Raw genomic sequence first — 17,163 nt, forward strand, 5'->3', positions numbered from 1 at the left:
GATGGGCGTAGGATGGATTTCAATCCATCCGCCTTTCAACACATGACCTTGCCGGTCGGTGCGCTATATTCCGCCCCATGGCAGATGTGCTGACATTCACCGATCGCGGGATTTATTGCCCCGCAGGCGATTTCTACATTGATCCGTGGCAACCGGTGCCAAATGCGCTGATCACGCACGCCCATAGCGATCATGCCCGCCCTGGCATGGGCCGCTATCTTGCAACAGCCGACACACTACCCGTCATGCGCCATCGTCTGGGCGATATTGACGCACAGTCGATCAACTACGGCGAAGCTCTTCGGATCGGCGCGGCGGACGTGTCCTTTCATCCCGCCGGACATGTTCCCGGCTCTGCCCAGATCAGGGTGTCGGTCAATGGACAGGTCTGGGTGGCATCCGGTGACTACAAGACGGTCGCCGACGGGCTTTGCACACCGTTTGAACCCCTGCGCTGTCACGCTTTCATCACTGAATCCACATTTGGACTGCCCATTTTCAAATGGACGCCGCAGGATCTTCTGAAAGATCAGATCAATACCTGGTGGGCCGCCAATGTCAGTCAGGGTCGGGTCGCCATTCTTGGGGCCTATGCGCTTGGCAAGGCGCAGCGTGTACTGCGCTATCTGGACCCTTCAATCGGGCCAATCCTGACACATGGGGCGATTGAAAACACAAATGCCGCCCTGCGCCAGCAGGGGATCAGCCTTCCCGACACGATCAGGGTCACGCCCGACACGGTCGCCAAGGATTATCCCGGCGCTTTGGTCCTGGCGACACCCGGCGCCTTGGGAACAAGCTGGGCCAGGCGCTTTGGCCCCGCCTCAACCGCCTTTGCCAGCGGTTGGATGGCCCTGCGGGGCGTCCGTCGCAGACGGGCAGCGGATCGGGGATTTATCATCTCTGACCACGCCGATTGGGATGGCTTGAACGATGCGATCAAGGCGACGGGGGCCGAACGGATTTTCGTCACACATGGCTACACAAATGTGTTCCAACGCTGGCTGACAAGTCAGGGCTACGACGCCCATGTCGCCAGCACCGGCTATCTGGGCGAAAGCCTGGAGCCGGACGACACAGACGTGGTGGATGCATGAAGGCATTTGCGCAGCTTTTCACTCGGATTGACGAAACAACGAAGACAAGCGTCAAGACGGCGGCTCTTGCAGAATATTTTCAGACTGCCCCGCCCCCGGACAGGCTTTGGACCATTGCGCTTTTCACCGGACGGCGCCCCAAGCGGACGATCACAACCGCGCGGTTGCGCATATGGGCCGCCGAGGTGGCAGGGCTTCCTGACTGGCTATTCGATGAAAGCTACAGCATCGTCGGGGATCTGGCCGAAACCATCGCACTTGTTCTGCCTGAACCATCAGGCAGCGCCGACCTATCCCTGAGTGATTGGATCGGGCGGATCAAGGCGTTGTCAGCGATGGATGATGACGCACGCAAGGCAGGTATCCTGCAGGCTTGGGACAGTCTGCCCCATATAGAGCGGTTCTTGTTTACAAAACTTCTTACCGGGGGCTTTCGGATCGGGGTCAGTGCCAAGCTGATCACGCGGGCCCTGGCGCAGGCCACCGGCCAGCCGGAGCCGCAATTGACCCATAAGTTGATGGGCAGTTGGGCAGCCGACACAACGACCTGGGCCGACTTGATTGAGGCAGACGACCCGACTGCCGATCTATCGCGACCCTACCCGTTCTACCTTGCCTATCAGCTTGAGGATCTCGATGCGTTGGGGCCGGCCGCAGATTGGAATGCCGAACGCAAATGGGACGGTATCCGCGGTCAATTGATCCTGCGCGGCTGTGCCCATCATCTTTGGTCACGCGGTGAGGAACTGATGACCGATCGGTTTCCAGAATTTGCACAACTGATTGACTTTCTGCCCGATGGCACGGTGATCGACGGCGAAGTTCTCGCATTTCAGGACGAAAAGCCACTCTCTTTCAACGCGCTGCAAAAGCGGATCGGGCGCAAGACCGTTCCCAAGAAGTTGCTGACCGAGGCGCCGGCGATCCTGATGGCCTATGATCTGCTGGAGGACGCGGGCGAAGACATCCGGTCACTTGCCCTGCGCGACCGGCGGCACCGCCTGAAACGCATCATCGACGATGTTCCGCAAACCCTGCCGATCCGGTTGTCCGCGCCGCTTTCCTTTGATCATTGGGATGCGCTGAAGGCCGTGCGCGACAGCTCGCGTGCTGCCGGGGCCGAAGGGCTGATGCTGAAGAAACTGGATAGCCCCTACCTGTCCGGGCGCAAAAAGGGTGACTGGTGGAAATGGAAAATCGACCCGCTGACCATTGATGCGGTCATGATCTACGCGCAGGCCGGGCATGGCCGACGGGCCAACCTGTTCACCGACTACACGTTTGCGGTGCGCGACGGCGATGACCTGGTACCATTCACAAAAGCGTACTCGGGGCTGACGGATGCAGAGTTTCGCGAAATCACCACCTGGGTGCGCAAGAACACACTTCAACGGTTTGGGCCGGTCCGGCAAGTAAAACCAACCCATGTTTTCGAAATCGCTTTTGAAGGCATCCAGTCCAGCCCACGGCACAAATCTGGCGTTGCACTCAGGTTTCCGCGGATGTTGCGGTGGCGGCGCGACAAGCCACTGGCCGAGGCGAACACCCTCGATGATCTTCAGCAAATGCTCATCACGTTTGGGTAATAGGGTTTTTAAGTACAACCGCTTACCCTATATTACGGCAAATTTGACAAAGAGGTTTTAGAATGCGTTTTCCGATGCCGGTTTTTGATGCGAATTCCCAAGGCAATGAGGGGTTCGGCAATCTGCCTGAATGGGATCTGAGCGATCTCTACCCCGATCCTGACAGCCCCGAGCTGAAGCGTGATCTTGACTGGCTTGCTGGCGAATGCGCTGACTTTGCCAAGACTTACGAAGGCAAGCTGGCCGATCTCGACGCGGCAGCATTGCTGCAAGCGGTCCAGCGTTATGAACAGATTGATGTCATCGCCGGGCGGGTCATGTCCTTTGCCGGTCTGCGCTATTACCAAATCACGACCGACAGTGATCGGGCCAAGTTCATGGCCGATTGCCAGGACAAGATCACCGCGCATACCACGCCGCTGGTCTTCTACAGTCTGGAATTCAACCGGCTGGAGGATGATCATCTCAACCGCCTTCTTGCCGAGAACGCGGATCTTGCACGCTACAAGCCAGTCTTTGACCGCATGCGTGCACTAAAGCCATATCAGCTATCGGATGAGCTGGAAAAATTCCTGCATGATCAATCAACTGTCGGATCAGCAGCCTGGAACCGGCTTTTTGATGAGACGATGGCGGGTCTTGAATTTGACGTCGATGATGAGACGTTGAATTTGGAAGCCACCCTGAACCTGCTGACCGAAAAGGACCGCGCCAAACGCGAGGCCGCGACCCATGCGTTGGCCGCTGTGTTCCGCGACAATATCAAGATCTTCGCCCGTGTTCATAATACCCTCGCCAAGGAAAAAGAGATCGAAGACCGTTGGCGCAAGATGCCCAGCCCACAGACAGGGCGGCATTTGTCCAACCATGTCGAGGCTGAGGTGGTCGAGGCGCTGCGCAATGCGGTGGTTGCGGCCTATCCGCGCCTGTCGCATCGCTATTACGCTCTAAAGGCCAAGTGGTTGGGGCTGGACCGTATGCAGGTCTGGGACCGGAACGCGCCGTTGCCGATGAAAGATGACACCATTGTCGACTGGGATCAGGCACAGGACATCGTCATGTCGGCCTATGCTGATTTCGACCCCAAAATGGCGGATATCGCCCGCCCGTTCTTTACCGATGGCTGGATTGATGCCGGGGTAAAGCCGGGCAAGGCCCCGGGCGCATTTGCCCACCCCACGGTGACGCCCGTGCATCCTTACGTGATGCTGAATTACATGGGCAAGCCGCGCGACGTCATGACACTTGCGCACGAACTGGGGCATGGGGTGCATCAGGTGCTTGCGGCCGAGCAAGGCGAATTGCTGTCCTCGACGCCACTGACCCTTGCGGAAACCGCATCCGTCTTTGGCGAGATGCTGACTTTCCGCAAATTGCTCGACGGTGCGCAGACCCCGCAGGAACGCAAGACGCTGCTCGCCGGCAAGGTCGAGGATATGATCAACACGGTTGTGCGCCAGATCGCGTTCTATGATTTTGAATGCAAGCTGCACGCAGCCCGCGCCGAGGGCGAATTGACGCCCGACGACATCAACGCGCTGTGGATGTCCGTGCAGGCCGAAAGCCTTGGGCCGATCTTTGATTTCGCCGACGGGTACGAAACCTTCTGGGCCTATATTCCGCATTTCGTTCATTCGCCGTTCTACGTCTACGCCTATGCGTTTGGTGATGGCCTGGTGAACGCCCTTTATGCGGTCTACCAAGAAGGTGATCCCGATTTCCGCGAGAAGTATTTCGATATGCTGCGCGCGGGCGGTTCCAAGCATCACAAGGAATTGCTGGCGCCGTTTGGATTGGACGCCTCTGACCCGACCTTCTGGGAAAAAGGGCTGTCGATGATCAGCGGCATGATCGACGAGTTGGAGGCGATGGAAGATTGATTACCCTCAATCCGTTGCCCCGTGCCCAAATCCAGCATGTCGCGCATTTGATCCTGACCGAGCCGCAATATCCATTTGTCGGTGAAATCAAGGAACTTACGGCAGAAAAGGACCCGTTGACGGATTTTCATTGCGGGCGACGGGGTGAAACCTATGTCGGTTTCTTCAAGATTGATCGGGATTTTTCAAGGATCGTGGATCGACTGCCCGAGGGTACGTTTGGGTTTCGTGGGCTGTTGATTGGTGGGCAATATCAAGGCCTTGGTTACGGATCGGCCCTGCTGGCCGCTTTGCCCGTCTATTTGCGCGACACCTACCCCGACATGTCCGACATATGGCTGTTGGTCGACACAGCGAACGCACGCGCGATTCAATGCTACGAGAAGTCCGGCTGGGTCGTTGATGGCCCCGGGCGTGAGGGACGATCAGGCCCGGAACAGGTGATGCGGCTTCAACTGTCTGCGGCATCATAAGCCCGCTGCAGTGCCGCAACATCTATTTTGGTCAGTTTGAACATGACCTTGGGTTGCGCGGGTGGCCCCATCAGTATCCGGCCGCTGCCGCCCCGTTTCCGTCGAACCAAAGGCAAGTAGGTATCCGGGGTGCGTCAGTCAAGTTCAGTCCATGGCCAGGGTTTGACCTCGCTTGCGCCGGTCTGATAGCGCGCGGCCTTGGCCATCCAGACACCCATCGTTGTGCCAAATTCGGCAAGGTTCTCATTTGGTTGCCGGCTGTTCAGCAGCATGATCAGAAACTGGGCAACCGTAATCACACCCAGCAAAGTGCTCGCCATGCTGAGCAGCACGGCGATGATGACCATGTTGACCAGACGCAGCCAGATGCTTTCAAAATCGGTCTCGGCCTCCGTCTCGGGGGCCTCATGCTCGTCTGCCATCATTGTCTCCTAACTGGCGGGCCCGCCCGCGGCGAATACCATATCCATCATTCTTTGCGTCCCGCGCGAAAATTCAAGGGGACAAGCATAGGCCGTACCCTCGGCCACGGATTTTCCAAAATTCTCGACCTGCAACACGTAGTGATTTACGGCTGGCCACCGCTCTGTCGTGACGACATGGCCATCATTCTCAAGCGTGAGTTCGGCGATATCATGCACATTAGCATTAAACGGGCAGGTCAGGGTCAAGACCCCCGCATCACCATGGAACGTGATGTACTGACGCGGATGCAGACGCATCGAAACCACTGCGTTATATGTAAAATCCGGGAATTTTGCGGCCACCTGTGCAAAAACATCGACCTTGTTTTCGTAGCGCAAATGCGCGTGCGAGATTGTATCAACCTCTTGGCCCGTCACGAAACGGGCCGCCCCGAATGTATAAACCCCGATATCGCGCAAGCCGCCACCTGCGGTCTCGGGGCGGTTGCGGATATTGCCGGTATCGCCAGCATTGTTGAAGCTAAAGACGGCATCCACATGCCGCACCGCGCCAATCGCACCTGACGCCACCAGCGCCTTGGCGCGGATGAATTGCGGGTGGTGGACGATCATATATGCCTCGGCGGCGAGTTTGCCGGACGCGTCCCGTGCGGCAATCAACGTGTCAAAATCCGCCTCGGTCAGCGCAATGGGCTTTTCGCACAACACATGCTTTCCTGCCGCCAGTGCCTTGCAGGTCCAGTCCACATGCAGATGATTGGGAAGCGGGATGTAGACCGCATCAATATCAGGATCATCAAGCAGCGCATCATAGTCACTCAGAACACGCAGACCCGGCGCAAATTTCTGAAACGCGGCGGCCTTTTCGGGACTGGAGGTTGCCAGCGCATGCAGCGCTGCCCCGTCTGCCGCGTGGATTGCCCGCGCCATGTAGCGTTGCGCAAAATCGGCCGCGCCCAACACGCCCCAACGTAATGACGTCATGATACCCTCCTGCCGTATTGGTGAATGTTAGCGCCACCATTCCGACAAGGAAATGCACCTGCGCGCAAAAAACACAAAGCCCCATCCGAAATGGACAGGGCCCCGTGCATCGCATTTCAGGCGTATTTTATGCGGTCGCCAACATTCCTTTTTGACGCGCAAGTTCCTGCATCTTCTTTTGCAGCTTTTCGAATGCGCGCACTTCAATCTGCCGAATGCGTTCACGGCTGACATCATATTGACCGCTCAAATCCTCAAGCGTCACGGTCTCTTCGGACAGGCGGCGCTGCACCAGGATATCCTTTTCGCGGTCATTGAGAACCTCAAGCGCTTCAGCCAGAAGCGCCCGACGTGCTTCGAGTTCATCGCTGGCTTCATAATCGGCGGCCGTGTTGGCATCCTCGTCTTCCAGCCAGTCCTGCCATTGCGCCGTGCCTTCGCCGTCAGATCCGACCTGTGCGTTCAACGACGCGTCCCCACCCGACAAGCGCCGGTTCATGGAAATCACTTCATCCTCGGTCACACCCAGATCGGTTGCGATCCGCTTGACGTTTTCGGGGCGCAAGTCGCCATCCTCAAGCGCGCCAATGCGGGATTTCGCCTTGCGCAGATTGAAGAACAGCTTTTTCTGGGCCGACGTCGTGCCAAGCTTTACCAGCGACCAGGACCGCAGGATATATTCCTGGATCGACGCGCGGATCCACCACATGGCATAGGTCGCCAGACGGAACCCTTTCTCGGGGTCAAACCGCTTGACGGCCTGCATCAGGCCGACATTCGCCTCGGAAATAACCTCTGCCTGCGGCAAACCATAGCCGCGATAGCCCATGGCAATCTTTGCAGCCAGTCGCAGGTGAGATGTCACCATCTTGTGGGCTGCATCAGTGTCTTCATGGTCCACCCAGCGCTTGGCCAGCATGTACTCTTCTTCAGGCTCCAACATCGGAAACTTGCGGATTTCCTGCATGTAACGGTTCAGGCCACCTTCCGGCGTTGGGGCTGGTAAATTCTTGTAGTTACTCACGTGTACTGCCCTCCCTTATGTTTAAAGGCTTAACATGGATATGGGGGCGCTTTCGCCGCCTTTCAAGGGACGGCTATGCGAATTTCGTTAAAGGAATATGAACTCAACAGTTCAGTTTAGAAAGAGGTATTTAAGTGCAATCACGCACATGGGATACATTGTTTCAGCCCTCACCCCCGAGATTGCGCACCAAATCGCGCATATCGGGCGGCATATCAACGGCGAACGTGACCGTTTCACCTGTTCTGGGATGCACAAACCCCAATGTGGCGGCGTGTAGCGCTTGCCTGCCAAAATCTGCCGCCGCCTGAACACCTGCCGCACCGATGGCCTTGGCCGACAATTTGCGCCGGCCGCCATAGACCGGATCGCCAATCAGTGCGTGACCGCAATGGGCCAGATGCACGCGTATCTGATGCGTCCGTCCCGTTTCCAGCCAGCATTCAAGCAAGGCCGCAGCCACCGGTTGCCCCAGCGTCTGCACTATCCGCACTCGCGTGACCGCGTGTTTACCCCCAGTAAAGGAGACGGCCTGCCGCTGCCGGTCCGTCTTGTGTCGACCCAGAAAGGTCTGCACTTTCAGAATATTGCCCGGCTCAAAGGATGTTCCCTTTATCCCGCGCAGGCGGGGGTCATTTGCGTCTGGGGCCCCGTAGCTCACCGCCAGATAACGGCGGGCCACGTCATGTGCTGCAAACTGATCTGCCAGATGATGATGCGCATGGTCCGTTTTCGCCGCCACCAACAGGCCGCTCGTGTCCTTGTCGATCCGGTGGACGATACCGGGCCGTTTCAAACCGCCAACGCCGGATAATGTCGCCCCACAGTGAAAGATCAGCGCGTTCACAAGCGTGCCGCCGGGCGTTCCGGGGGCCGGATGTACGACCATGCCCGCCGGTTTGTTCACAACGATCAGATCATCGTCTTCGAACACGATATCCAGCGGGATATCCTCGCCCGTCATATGGCTTTCCTCGGCCGCAGCCACAGACACCACAACGTGCGCCGCTTCGGCAATACGATACCGTGGGTCCGTCACAACCTGCCCATCAACCGTGACCGCGCCACCGGCAATGAGCTTGGCCAACCGGGACCGGCTAAGTGCGGCATCTTCGGGCACATCCCGGCCCAGCGCCTTGTCCAGGCGCGGCGGCGGGTTTGGTCCGATTTCAAAGGTGATCGTGGTCATGGCAGGTCTCACGCTCAATATGCTGTTGAGCGCGGCCACATTCGGTTGCGCCAAATGTTTCCCCGCGCCCCTTCAAAATGCGATCAGTTTGAAAGGTGGTACCACCTCCTGGTCTCGAACCAGGGACCTCTTGATCCACAATCAAGCGCTCTAACCAACTGAGCTAAGGCGGCACTGCCGGAGGATTTAGCGGCGTCAGGGCATGATTGCAAGGCCCCTGCGGCGTTTCGCGAAAAACATCGACGATCAGCTTTCCGACGGCGCGGTGCAGGTATCCGTGCGGCAAGACATCACCGGCAAAACGCCCAATACGCGCGGCTTTGATAGGGTCAAAGGGTGATCGTCCATGTCTCTTCGACCAGATCGACACCAAAGGAATGCGCAGGACGTGCGTCGACGCGGCTGAACCCATTGCGCCGATATATGCAGCCTGCTGCCTTGTGGCTTTCATGGGTCCATAAGGTCATGCCGCGATACCCGGCGTTCCGCGCGAAACCCAGACACTGATCCAGCAGCCCCTGCGCGACACCGCGCCCGCGGGCTGCGGGCACGACAAAGAACAGGCGCAGCTTGGCGGTATGCGCGTCATGTTGGACGCAAAAGATATGGCCCAACCGGGTGCCATCATCATCCGCAACCCAGCCCGCCTCGCGACTTGGGTCGTGATCTGACAGGAAGTCCGTCACAATTTCCGATACCAACACGCCAAAGCTGTCATCGAACCCATCCGATCTGGCATAATGGGCTGCGTTTTCGGCGATCAGCCAGTCCGCATCAGAAGCATCGAAAGGGCGCAGGGCAAATTGCATATATTCACCCTGCCCTGCCAACCCTTGCCAATCAAGCCGCCCGCACGGTAGGACGTTTTGCACGGATCACGAGGATAGTCATGGGTATCAACAGCGAACGCGACATCGAAGCCAATATGCAGATCGGCCCGACAGATCTGGGCATGGTTCGTATTTTCATCGAGGCTGGCGGCACCGAAATCCCGATGGATTTCGACCCGGATGAAGCAGATGAAATCGCAGAAGAGATCAAGGCCGCCGCCCTGGCCGCCCGGGCCGTCGGCAAGCGCTGAACCACCGAAGCAGCCCGGTCTATCTAGAACCGCTCTGTCACCAGGCCCGGGTCACGTGCAATATGCGCCCTGATCGCGGCATGACGCGCGAATTTCTGGATCATGACCTTGCGGCGTGCAGGTGCCAGCCGACGCTCGGGCGCCATGCGAATGATTTCCGCATCATACCCATCAGCAATGATCAGCCCCATATCGTCCGGCAACAGCTCTGTCGGAAAGGCGCTATCGACGGCAAAGAACAACCGGTCGCACCATTCAATATAACCCTGCCATTTGTGATCTGATTGAAAATCGGCACGGCTCGACTTGCATTCGACGATCCAGACCTCGCCCTTTGGGCCAAGCCCCATCACATCGACACGCAAGCCCGATGTCGGCGTCAGTTCTTCGACGCTGACAAAATCATGGCTGCGCAAATGGCGCCCGACCCCACGGGCCAGCTTTTGTCCCGGCAATAACTGGTTGAGTGTGTCACCTTCAAGCATGGCAAGACCCTGAACAATAGGTGAACAAAAATCAAGCAGGAAAGACTTGACGTAATACCATTGGGTTTCATATATATGAAACCCAATGGTATCACAAAGGTCACATATGACAACACAAGCTGCATTCCGGGCGCTGGCGGACCCGACCCGCCGTGACATTCTGATGATGTTGCGCGGGCAGGACATGACCATCGCCGAGGTGGCGCAGAATTTCGACATGACCCGGGCTGCGGTCAAAAAACACCTGACGGTTCTGTCAGATGGCGGCTTGATCACCGTCCGGGCGGCAGGGCGCGAACGGATCAATACGATAAACCCCGCGGGCATGGCACCTGTCCTGGATTGGCTCACTTTCTTTGATGCCTTCTGGGACGATCGCCTGACAGCATTGAAAGCCGCCATTGAAAAGGACAAGACATGACATTGCGAAAATCCATTTACCTGCAGGCCAACAAGGAAGAGGTCTGGGCGTTCCTGACTGATCCCGAAAAACTGGCGTTGTGGTTTCACAAACCGAAAGCGCCCTTGGCCGCCGGGAATGACTACGCGATGTACGGCACCGACAGCGGCAACAAACTCATGTGGGGCCAGATCATTGACGCAACCCCGCATGACCGTCTGTCCTACACATTCACAATCGCCCCCATGGACGGCGCGGTCAGCACAGTCACCTGGACGCTGGATGAGGTCCCCGGCGGAACCCGGCTGTCACTGGTGCATGAGGGCCTGCCCGAAGGCGAGGCGGCATTTGGTTTGACGCTGGCGCTGGACAAGGGATGGGATGACCATTTGGGACGGATGCGTGCCGCACTACATGACGTGGACGCAAAGTGACCTGCCAAGGGGAATCGCCGGTGCCAAAACTGGTTCGGGCGATTCCACGCCAAAAGTCGCCCTCTGTGCCGCCCGAGACGCGCGTTAATCATGCTAGATGAAAGTTATTGAGCAGTTTCAATGCATAAGCGGATTTTCGCCGAAATCCTGGTAATGGAACTGTGCCAGAATATGACGGCAATGGGGCGGGTGACGCTAGGTAACGAACCACAAAACCATGGCAGCGACACGATTTCGTCAGGATTTTCTATCAAAAAGGACATGTACCAAAGTTGAGGACCGTACCATGTCATTGTTTGCCGATATCACCTTCGTAGAAGTTTGCATGGCTCTTTTGACAGTTGGTGTGGCGGAACGCGCTTTGCTTGCCTTTGCCCCTATCGAAATGGTTGGCCCCGACGGTTGGTTGATCAAAGGCGATATTCAGGAATAAATCCACCCTCACCCTTGCCCGCAGCGCCTTGGACACCTACTTGAGCCTTGGCGAGTTTCTGCGCTCTGCGTGTTCAAAGGTACAAATCCAGTGGCCTTAAGCAAATCCGAGGGAGCCGGCTCTGTCTGGATCCTGGTCTAGTTACCTGGCGCCCACCTGTATACACAGGTCCTCGGGGTTAGTTGCCTTACGATTGCCGCGGTTCTCGCCACCCTTGAACCTCTAGGGTCAGGACCCTAGCTTTGTCGTTTTCCAAAGAACATCGGGAATAAGCGCGCCAGAAAACCCGGTGCAGCGCCCAGGTCAACTTGCGGTACGGCAACTTTCTTTTTCTTTTCCTTGCGCGGATCGGCAAAGGGGATGAACGTCGTCTCTTCCTCGCTCAACCCGTCGGCTTTGTCCTGCAGTTTCGCCGCATCAATGGGGAGAAAACGTTTGGTCGTCATATCGGTGGTCCTTTCCACTTGTCGATGACGCCTGCCCGTCCCTCCCTGATAAAATGCGTGGTCCCCCAACCGGTCGCAAACAAGGATGATCGTAGCAGCGATCCTACAAGCGTCTGATCTATCTTATGCCGACCAACGCCGAAGCCAAAGCAACCGATGCCACGTTGCGCGATGTTTTGCCGATCTTCATGCCATTTCCGCCCCTACAGCCGCGAAATGCCAAATATTACACCACTAAAGGGCAGATCGCGCGGCAGTGTCAGCGTGCAAATGCGTCTGGTCTGGCTTCGCGGGCCATGTGATCCAGCACCGCATTCACGAATTTGGGCTCTTTTTCGTCATTCGAGAACGCCTCGGCCAGCCCCACGAATTCGGCAATCACCACCTTTGGCGGTGTTTCTTTTGCGGTCAGCTCGGCACCGGCGGCGCGAAACAAGGCGCGCAAGGTGGGGTCGATGCGGGCGATGGGCCATTTGGCAACAAGGGCCCGATCCGTCATCTGGTCAATCCGCGCCTGATCGTTCACGGCCCCTTCCATCAGCCCCCGGAACGTGTCGATATCGCCTTCGATCATTTCGCCTTCATCATAGGATGCACCAAAACGGTGGTCTTCGAATTCGGCGATGATTGTATCAACGGTCTGTCCAGAGGACTCCATCTGGAACAGTGCCTGAACGGCGTAAAACCGGGCGGCCGATTTCATTTTCCGGCGCTGATTATTCGAAATTGTCATGCTGTGTCGCTGTTATCCATATCGCCCGCCAGCAGTATCTCACGTGTGAAACCAACCGCTTTTTCGGCCTTGCCCCACTTACGGGCGAGTGCAACAAGGTGCAAGGCTGCCGCTGCGGCCCCGCCGCCTTTATTCATTTGCGCAGGATCGGCCCGGACGGCGGCCTGTTCGTAATTCTCAACTGTCAGAATGCCATTACCGATGCAGACCCCCTGCAGGCCAAGCAATTGAACAGCGCGCGAGCTATCATTGCAGACCGTGTCGTAATGGGTGGTTTCACCCCGGATGACGCAGCCAAGGGCGACATAACCGTCAAAATTGCTCATCCTTTCGGCGATCCCGATGGCGGTGGGAATTTCCAACGCACCCGGGACCTGGATGATCTCATGCGCGGCGCCCACCTGATCTAGTTTGGCGACAGCACCGGCGATCTGATGATCGGAAATATCCTTGTAATACGGTGATGCAACAATCAGGATTTTCACCGGTTTGTCGAATTCCGGCAATGCCATGATATGATGTGACGGTCCGGCCATTATCCGATCTCCGATATCTTGCGTGTGCCTGTGATTTCCAGCCCATATGCATCCAGGCCCACGACCTTGGGCCTGGGTGAATTCGTCAAAAGTTCGATCTTGTGCAGCCCAAGCGAACTCAGGATCTGCGCCCCCAAACCATATTGGCGCAGGGTTTGCGGTGTCGTTTCCTCGCCTGTCTCCAGCTTCATATGCACGTCGCGCAGCAGAACCAAGGCGCCCCTGCCCTCGGCCGCGATGAGTTTCATTGCATCGCCAAATTCATCCCGTCGACCGCGCGGGCCAGCGCCGACCACGTCAAGCAAAGGATCCATGGCGTGCATCCGAACCAGCACAGGTTCGGGCGTTGAAATATCGCCTTTCACCAGGGCGATATGTTCCGCGCCCTGTGTCTCGTCGTTATAAATACGCATTTCCCAATCGCCGCCAAACTCGGATTGGATGGTGCGCGTTTCCTGCACGCGCACCAGATTGTCGTGGCGACGGCGATAGGCAATCAGGTCACTGATCGTGCCGATCTTCAGGCCATGCAGCTGCGCAAAAGCGATCAGGTCCGGCAGGCGGGCCATCTCGCCGTCCTCTTTCATGATTTCACAAATAACGCCGGATGGGTTCAGACCAGCGAGGCGACTGATATCAACCGCAGCCTCCGTATGGCCAGCGCGGACAAGGACACCACCATCGCGGGCGCGCAGCGGAAAGACGTGACCGGGTGTGGCTATATCTGCGGCACCTTTGCTGGCATCAATTGCTGTGGCCACGGTCAAGGCGCGGTCGGCGGCGGAGATACCCGTGCTGACCCCCTCGCGGGCTTCGATACTGACGGTAAAGGCGGTCTCGTGTCGTGAGGAGTTGTGAGACGCCATCAGCGGTAGACCGAGTGCGTCGATACGTTCGCCGGGAAGTGTCAGGCAAATCAGGCCGCGACCGTGCTTGGCCATGAAGTTGATTGCGTCAGGCGTGGCCATTTGGGCGGGAATAACCAGATCGCCTTCATTTTCACGATCCTCGTGATCGACAAGGATGAACATGCGCCCGTTGCGGGCATCCTCGATGATATCTTCTGTTTTGCTGATCGCGTCGGAATAATCGCGCTCAACCGGGCCAGCCGTTTCAAAATTGTGGTTCATGCAAATCCCCGGTGATCATTGCAGGCCAGATAGCCCAGCAGCCGGGATTCGGAAAGAGCTGGATGGATCGAGATCCATCTTACGACGTCTCGCCAGAGCTATTCGGCGTAGGATGGATCTCGATCCATCCATCCTTCAAAATAATGCGACGCTGGCAGATAACCCGCCATTTGCCCGGCACTCGCCCATTCCCGCTCAAATGCCGTGTCCCCAATCATCAGAAATCTGTCCGCGGGCGCCCCCGACGTCTTGACCACCATCTTGATACGATCACGCATGACAGACCAGGGATCGTCAAAACTGGGCCCGGCAAAGGCCGCATCAATCCCGGCCAGGCTTGACAGATGCAGGGCAGAAACCGGCTTGTGAACGATCCCGACCCGACGTGTTTGATGCAAGTCGCCAAGCTTGCGGGCGCGATCCGTGGGCAATGCATCCCCGTCGCGCAGTATATGCAACGCGTTACTGGAGAAAAGGAACCCGATCAGGTCATGTCCGGTGCTTGCCCGAATGCCCGCATATGTGCGGTATGGCAGCCCCAGCGCCTTGGCCCGTTTGACCCGCAACCGAACCACTTCGACCGGCAAGTCCGGCAACAAAGCCTTGCGTGCCTTGCGCCACGCGTGGCGGCGCCAACTCTGGCCGGGTTCATTGACGTGTCCCGAGTTATGTCCGATCCCTGTCACGGCATAAGTCCAACTTGTTTCTCGCAGCGCAAGCCTGACCTGCAGACGTATCGAAGTCAAACATCGCATACCGCAACAACGGCAAACATCCAGTCAGCCGTCATAGTCCCGAAGGCGCGCCACATAGCGCGCCATCGTGTCAATCTCGAGGTTGATCAAATCACCCTCGACCACATCACCCCATGTCGTCGCCTGCTTGGTATGCGGGATGAAATTGACGCCGAATTCTGCACCTGAAACGGCATTCACCGTCAGCGACGTTCCGTTCAGGGCAACAGACCCTTTGGGCGCAATGAACCGCGCCAGATGTGCCGGGGCACGAAAGACAACGCGTGTGCTGTCGCCCTCATCATGAAGACCTGTCACCTCGGCCACACCATCAACATGGCCTGACACAATATGCCCGCCCAATTCGTCGCCGACTTTCAAAGCACGTTCCAGATTGACCCGCCGACCCGCCTGCCAGTGACCCAAATTGGTTGCGCCAACCGTCTCTGCCGAAATTTCGACGTCAAACCAGCCCTCGGGGTCCGCACCTTTGGCAACGACCGTCAGGCAAACACCATCGCACGCGATTGAAGCGCCCAGATCAATCCCGGATACCGTATAGCTGGTTGCGATCCGCGCGCGCAGGTCACCGCGCTGTTCCAACACCACGATGCGGCCGATATCTGTTACAATTCCCGTAAACATACCCGTCCTTAACCCAAACAGTCTATTTCCGGCATGACCTAGCGGGTTGCAGATGGGCAAGCAAGCATGCCGACTTGCAAGATCAACCCGTTCGCGGCACAACAAGGCACCCTGAAAGCGCGGTCCATGCCCCACGATCAACGCATTTTTCTATTCCTGCAAGGCCCTCACGGACCGTTCTTCAAGCAATTGGCGCGGATGTTACGCCAATCCGGCGCACGCGTCTGGCGGGTTGGTTTCAACGCAGGTGACGCCGCTTTTTGGGGACGTGATCAGGGCTATGTCCCGTTTCAGGACCCGCCCGCGGATTGGGCCGCCACATTGCGCAAGCTTCTGTCGGACAAGGGGATCACCGATCTGGTGCTCTACGGCGACACCCGCCCGGTTCATGCCGAGGCCGTGGCGCAAGCCAAGGCCGCCGGCGTCACAATACACATCTTCGAAGAAGGCTATATGCGGCCCTATTGGGTCACTTACGAGCGCGGCGGCAGCAATGGGCATTCGCGGTTGATGGATTTCACCGTCGCCTCGATGGAGGCGCGGCTGGCCCGCTCCGAAAACGATATGCAGACACCGCCCGCCCATTGGGGCGATATGCGTCAACATATCTTCTACGGGGCTTTGTATCACTGGTTTGTCCTGTTCCGAAACAAGGCCTATCCGCATTTTCAGACACATCGGGCGCAATCGGTCCTGCGCGAGGCGCTGAATTATTCACGCCGGCTGGTGCTGATGCCGTTTCTGGCCCAGCACAGACGTTGGGCAACGCGCCGGATCAAGGCGGGGGGCTATCCCTACCATCTGGTTCTTTTGCAGCTGGAACATGATGCCAGTTTTCTGGCCCATTCGCCTTTTGCCGATAACGCCGAATTCTTGCGGGTCGTCATCGGCGGTTTTGCAAAAGGCGCGCCCCCCCATCACCATCTTGTCTTCAAGGCACATCCATTGGAAAGCGGGCAGTCGCCATTGCACCGATTGATCCGCGACGCCGCTGCAGATCACAAAATCGCGGACCGTGTGCATTATGTGCGGGGTGGCAAGCTGGCGGCGTTGCTTGATCACGCAAGCAGCGCCGTGACAGTAAATTCCACCGCAGGCCAGCAGGTGCTATGGCGCGGTCTGCCGCTCAAGGTATTTGGGGCCGCGGTTTATGACAAACCACCTTTCGTGTCTGATCAGTCATTGCCGGATTTTTTTGCGGCACCCAAGTTGCCCGATGCGCGCGCCTATCGCAGCTATCGGCGGTTCTTGCTGTCGACCAGTCAGGTTCCGGGCGGGTTTTATTCCAGCGCTGGCCGGCGGCAGCTGCGGCGGCATCTTGTGGATATGATGCTGGCTGAAAACGATCCCTACGACGCCTTGCCGCGTCATGGTGATGACCGCACCCCAAAGCTAAAAGTCGTATCCTGATACTGGCAAATGTGAATGGGCTGGCCTAGCTTGCGCGC

The 17,163-nt window shown here is 57.6% G+C and carries 21 protein-coding genes and 1 tRNA gene; 9 read left to right on the forward strand and 13 right to left on the reverse strand.

The window, feature by feature from the left end:
- The first annotated feature begins 77 nt into the window (after positions 1-77).
- From AABB31_RS07745 to AABB31_RS07760, 4 genes are all read left to right on the forward strand, one after another.
- On the forward strand, positions 78-1,097 hold the full coding sequence (locus AABB31_RS07745; protein ID WP_373635598.1) for a ligase-associated DNA damage response exonuclease: 1,020 nt from the start codon (positions 78-80) through the stop codon (positions 1,095-1,097).
- A complete protein-coding gene (locus AABB31_RS07750; protein WP_373635599.1) occupies positions 1,094-2,683 on the forward strand; it encodes an ATP-dependent DNA ligase in 1,590 nt (529 codons plus the stop codon). Before AABB31_RS07745 ends, AABB31_RS07750 begins: the two co-directional genes overlap by 4 nt.
- 62 nt (positions 2,684-2,745) lie before the next feature.
- Positions 2,746-4,563 carry a M3 family oligoendopeptidase gene (locus tag AABB31_RS07755; protein ID WP_373635600.1) on the forward strand — a complete coding sequence of 606 codons (1,818 nt, stop codon included), beginning with the start codon at positions 2,746-2,748 and terminating at the stop codon, positions 4,561-4,563.
- 14 nt (positions 4,564-4,577) lie between these two features.
- On the forward strand, positions 4,578-5,036 hold the full coding sequence (locus AABB31_RS07760; protein WP_373635601.1) for a GNAT family N-acetyltransferase: 459 nt from the start codon (positions 4,578-4,580) through the stop codon (positions 5,034-5,036).
- A gap of 134 nt (positions 5,037-5,170) precedes the next feature.
- On the opposite strand, the gene AABB31_RS07765 is transcribed toward AABB31_RS07760, so the two are convergent.
- The 6 genes from AABB31_RS07765 to AABB31_RS07790 form a co-directional block, all read right to left on the reverse strand.
- Positions 5,171-5,458 carry a DUF4389 domain-containing protein gene (locus AABB31_RS07765; protein ID WP_373635602.1) on the reverse strand — a complete coding sequence of 96 codons (288 nt, stop codon included), beginning with the start codon at positions 5,456-5,458 and terminating at the stop codon, positions 5,171-5,173.
- Between the two features lie 9 nt (positions 5,459-5,467).
- Positions 5,468-6,445: a Gfo/Idh/MocA family oxidoreductase gene (locus tag AABB31_RS07770; RefSeq protein WP_342078680.1), complete on the reverse strand. Its 978-nt coding sequence runs from the start codon at positions 6,443-6,445 to the stop codon at positions 5,468-5,470.
- Between the two features lie 127 nt (positions 6,446-6,572).
- On the reverse strand, positions 6,573-7,469 hold the full coding sequence (gene rpoH / locus AABB31_RS07775; RefSeq protein ID WP_342078679.1) for an RNA polymerase sigma factor RpoH: 897 nt from the start codon (positions 7,467-7,469) through the stop codon (positions 6,573-6,575).
- A gap of 163 nt (positions 7,470-7,632) precedes the next feature.
- Positions 7,633-8,658 carry an RluA family pseudouridine synthase gene (locus tag AABB31_RS07780; protein WP_342078870.1) on the reverse strand — a complete coding sequence of 342 codons (1,026 nt, stop codon included), beginning with the start codon at positions 8,656-8,658 and terminating at the stop codon, positions 7,633-7,635.
- A gap of 96 nt (positions 8,659-8,754) precedes the next feature.
- Positions 8,755-8,831 (reverse strand) — tRNA-His (locus tag AABB31_RS07785).
- A 156-nt stretch (positions 8,832-8,987) separates the two neighbouring features.
- Positions 8,988-9,467, reverse strand: a complete 480-nt coding sequence (locus AABB31_RS07790) for a GNAT family N-acetyltransferase (RefSeq protein WP_342078678.1) — start codon at positions 9,465-9,467, stop codon at positions 8,988-8,990.
- A gap of 80 nt (positions 9,468-9,547) precedes the next feature.
- Between AABB31_RS07790 and AABB31_RS07795 the strand changes: the two genes are divergently transcribed.
- Positions 9,548-9,739 (forward strand): DUF6324 family protein, encoded by a 192-nt coding sequence (locus tag AABB31_RS07795; RefSeq protein WP_342078677.1) that lies wholly within the window; start codon positions 9,548-9,550, stop codon positions 9,737-9,739.
- 23 nt (positions 9,740-9,762) lie between these two features.
- On the opposite strand, the gene AABB31_RS07800 is transcribed toward AABB31_RS07795, so the two are convergent.
- On the reverse strand, positions 9,763-10,224 hold the full coding sequence (locus tag AABB31_RS07800; protein ID WP_342078676.1) for an MmcB family DNA repair protein: 462 nt from the start codon (positions 10,222-10,224) through the stop codon (positions 9,763-9,765).
- A gap of 106 nt (positions 10,225-10,330) precedes the next feature.
- Here AABB31_RS07800 and AABB31_RS07805 point away from each other — a divergent pair, with 106 nt between their 5' ends.
- From AABB31_RS07805 to AABB31_RS07815, 3 genes are all read left to right on the forward strand, one after another.
- Positions 10,331-10,645, forward strand: coding sequence for a metalloregulator ArsR/SmtB family transcription factor (locus AABB31_RS07805; protein ID WP_342078675.1), 315 nt, complete (start codon positions 10,331-10,333; stop codon positions 10,643-10,645).
- On the forward strand, positions 10,642-11,058 hold the full coding sequence (locus AABB31_RS07810) for an SRPBCC domain-containing protein (protein WP_342078674.1): 417 nt from the start codon (positions 10,642-10,644) through the stop codon (positions 11,056-11,058). Before AABB31_RS07805 ends, AABB31_RS07810 begins: the two co-directional genes overlap by 4 nt.
- Positions 11,059-11,344: 286 nt before the next feature.
- Positions 11,345-11,491 (forward strand): hypothetical protein, encoded by a 147-nt coding sequence (locus AABB31_RS07815; RefSeq protein WP_373635603.1) that lies wholly within the window; start codon positions 11,345-11,347, stop codon positions 11,489-11,491.
- 236 nt (positions 11,492-11,727) lie between these two features.
- Here the strand turns inward: AABB31_RS07815 and AABB31_RS07820 are convergent, their stop codons facing one another.
- From AABB31_RS07820 to AABB31_RS07845, 6 genes are all read right to left on the reverse strand, one after another.
- The gene (locus AABB31_RS07820; protein WP_342078673.1) at positions 11,728-11,937 is read right to left on the reverse strand and encodes a hypothetical protein; all 210 of its coding nucleotides are present in this window, start codon (positions 11,935-11,937) and stop codon (positions 11,728-11,730) included.
- Positions 11,938-12,196: 259 nt separating this feature from the next.
- Positions 12,197-12,670, reverse strand: a complete 474-nt coding sequence (gene nusB / locus AABB31_RS07825; protein WP_342078672.1) for a transcription antitermination factor NusB — start codon at positions 12,668-12,670, stop codon at positions 12,197-12,199.
- Complete coding sequence (locus AABB31_RS07830; protein WP_342078671.1) at positions 12,667-13,206, reverse strand: 6,7-dimethyl-8-ribityllumazine synthase; 540 nt, start codon at positions 13,204-13,206, stop codon at positions 12,667-12,669. Before AABB31_RS07830 ends, nusB begins: the two co-directional genes overlap by 4 nt.
- A complete protein-coding gene (gene ribB / locus AABB31_RS07835; RefSeq protein ID WP_342078670.1) occupies positions 13,206-14,336 on the reverse strand; it encodes a 3,4-dihydroxy-2-butanone-4-phosphate synthase in 1,131 nt (376 codons plus the stop codon). The genes AABB31_RS07830 and ribB overlap by 1 nt, the downstream gene beginning before the upstream one ends.
- A gap of 98 nt (positions 14,337-14,434) precedes the next feature.
- Positions 14,435-15,022 carry a hypothetical protein gene (locus AABB31_RS07840; protein WP_342078669.1) on the reverse strand — a complete coding sequence of 196 codons (588 nt, stop codon included), beginning with the start codon at positions 15,020-15,022 and terminating at the stop codon, positions 14,435-14,437.
- Positions 15,023-15,115: 93 nt separating this feature from the next.
- Entirely contained in the window at positions 15,116-15,715 is a 600-nt protein-coding gene (locus tag AABB31_RS07845; RefSeq protein ID WP_342078668.1) for a riboflavin synthase, read from the reverse strand.
- A 126-nt stretch (positions 15,716-15,841) separates the two neighbouring features.
- Here AABB31_RS07845 and AABB31_RS07850 point away from each other — a divergent pair, with 126 nt between their 5' ends.
- On the forward strand, positions 15,842-17,125 hold the full coding sequence (locus tag AABB31_RS07850; RefSeq protein ID WP_373635604.1) for a capsule biosynthesis protein: 1,284 nt from the start codon (positions 15,842-15,844) through the stop codon (positions 17,123-17,125).
- Positions 17,126-17,163 lie beyond the last annotated feature (38 nt).

The organism is Yoonia sp. SS1-5, assembly GCF_038443705.2.
In the GTDB taxonomy this organism is placed as follows: Bacteria; Pseudomonadota; Alphaproteobacteria; order Rhodobacterales; family Rhodobacteraceae; genus Yoonia; species Yoonia rhodophyticola.

Bases quoted from the DNA above. Each gene is read 5' to 3' on its own strand.
- AABB31_RS07745 (WP_373635598.1), top strand. From the start codon at position 78: ATGGCAGATGTGCTGACATTCACCGATCGCGGGATTTATTGCCCCGCA.
- AABB31_RS07750 (WP_373635599.1), top strand. From the start codon at position 1,094: ATGAAGGCATTTGCGCAGCTTTTCACTCGGATTGACGAAACAACGAAG.
- AABB31_RS07755 (WP_373635600.1), top strand. From the start codon at position 2,746: ATGCGTTTTCCGATGCCGGTTTTTGATGCGAATTCCCAAGGCAATGAG.
- AABB31_RS07765 (WP_373635602.1), bottom strand. From the start codon at position 5,458: ATGGCAGACGAGCATGAGGCCCCCGAGACGGAGGCCGAGACCGATTTT.
- AABB31_RS07770 (WP_342078680.1), bottom strand. From the start codon at position 6,445: ATGACGTCATTACGTTGGGGCGTGTTGGGCGCGGCCGATTTTGCGCAA.
- AABB31_RS07780 (WP_342078870.1), bottom strand. From the start codon at position 8,658: ATGACCACGATCACCTTTGAAATCGGACCAAACCCGCCGCCGCGCCTG.
- AABB31_RS07790 (WP_342078678.1), bottom strand. From the start codon at position 9,467: ATGCAATTTGCCCTGCGCCCTTTCGATGCTTCTGATGCGGACTGGCTG.
- AABB31_RS07795 (WP_342078677.1), top strand. From the start codon at position 9,548: ATGGGTATCAACAGCGAACGCGACATCGAAGCCAATATGCAGATCGGC.
- AABB31_RS07800 (WP_342078676.1), bottom strand. From the start codon at position 10,224: ATGCTTGAAGGTGACACACTCAACCAGTTATTGCCGGGACAAAAGCTG.
- AABB31_RS07805 (WP_342078675.1), top strand. From the start codon at position 10,331: ATGACAACACAAGCTGCATTCCGGGCGCTGGCGGACCCGACCCGCCGT.
- AABB31_RS07810 (WP_342078674.1), top strand. From the start codon at position 10,642: ATGACATTGCGAAAATCCATTTACCTGCAGGCCAACAAGGAAGAGGTC.
- AABB31_RS07815 (WP_373635603.1), top strand. From the start codon at position 11,345: ATGTCATTGTTTGCCGATATCACCTTCGTAGAAGTTTGCATGGCTCTT.
- AABB31_RS07820 (WP_342078673.1), bottom strand. From the start codon at position 11,937: ATGACGACCAAACGTTTTCTCCCCATTGATGCGGCGAAACTGCAGGAC.
- nusB (WP_342078672.1), bottom strand. From the start codon at position 12,670: ATGACAATTTCGAATAATCAGCGCCGGAAAATGAAATCGGCCGCCCGG.
- AABB31_RS07830 (WP_342078671.1), bottom strand. From the start codon at position 13,206: ATGGCCGGACCGTCACATCATATCATGGCATTGCCGGAATTCGACAAA.
- ribB (WP_342078670.1), bottom strand. From the start codon at position 14,336: ATGAACCACAATTTTGAAACGGCTGGCCCGGTTGAGCGCGATTATTCC.
- AABB31_RS07845 (WP_342078668.1), bottom strand. From the start codon at position 15,715: ATGTTTACGGGAATTGTAACAGATATCGGCCGCATCGTGGTGTTGGAA.
- AABB31_RS07850 (WP_373635604.1), top strand. From the start codon at position 15,842: ATGCCCCACGATCAACGCATTTTTCTATTCCTGCAAGGCCCTCACGGA.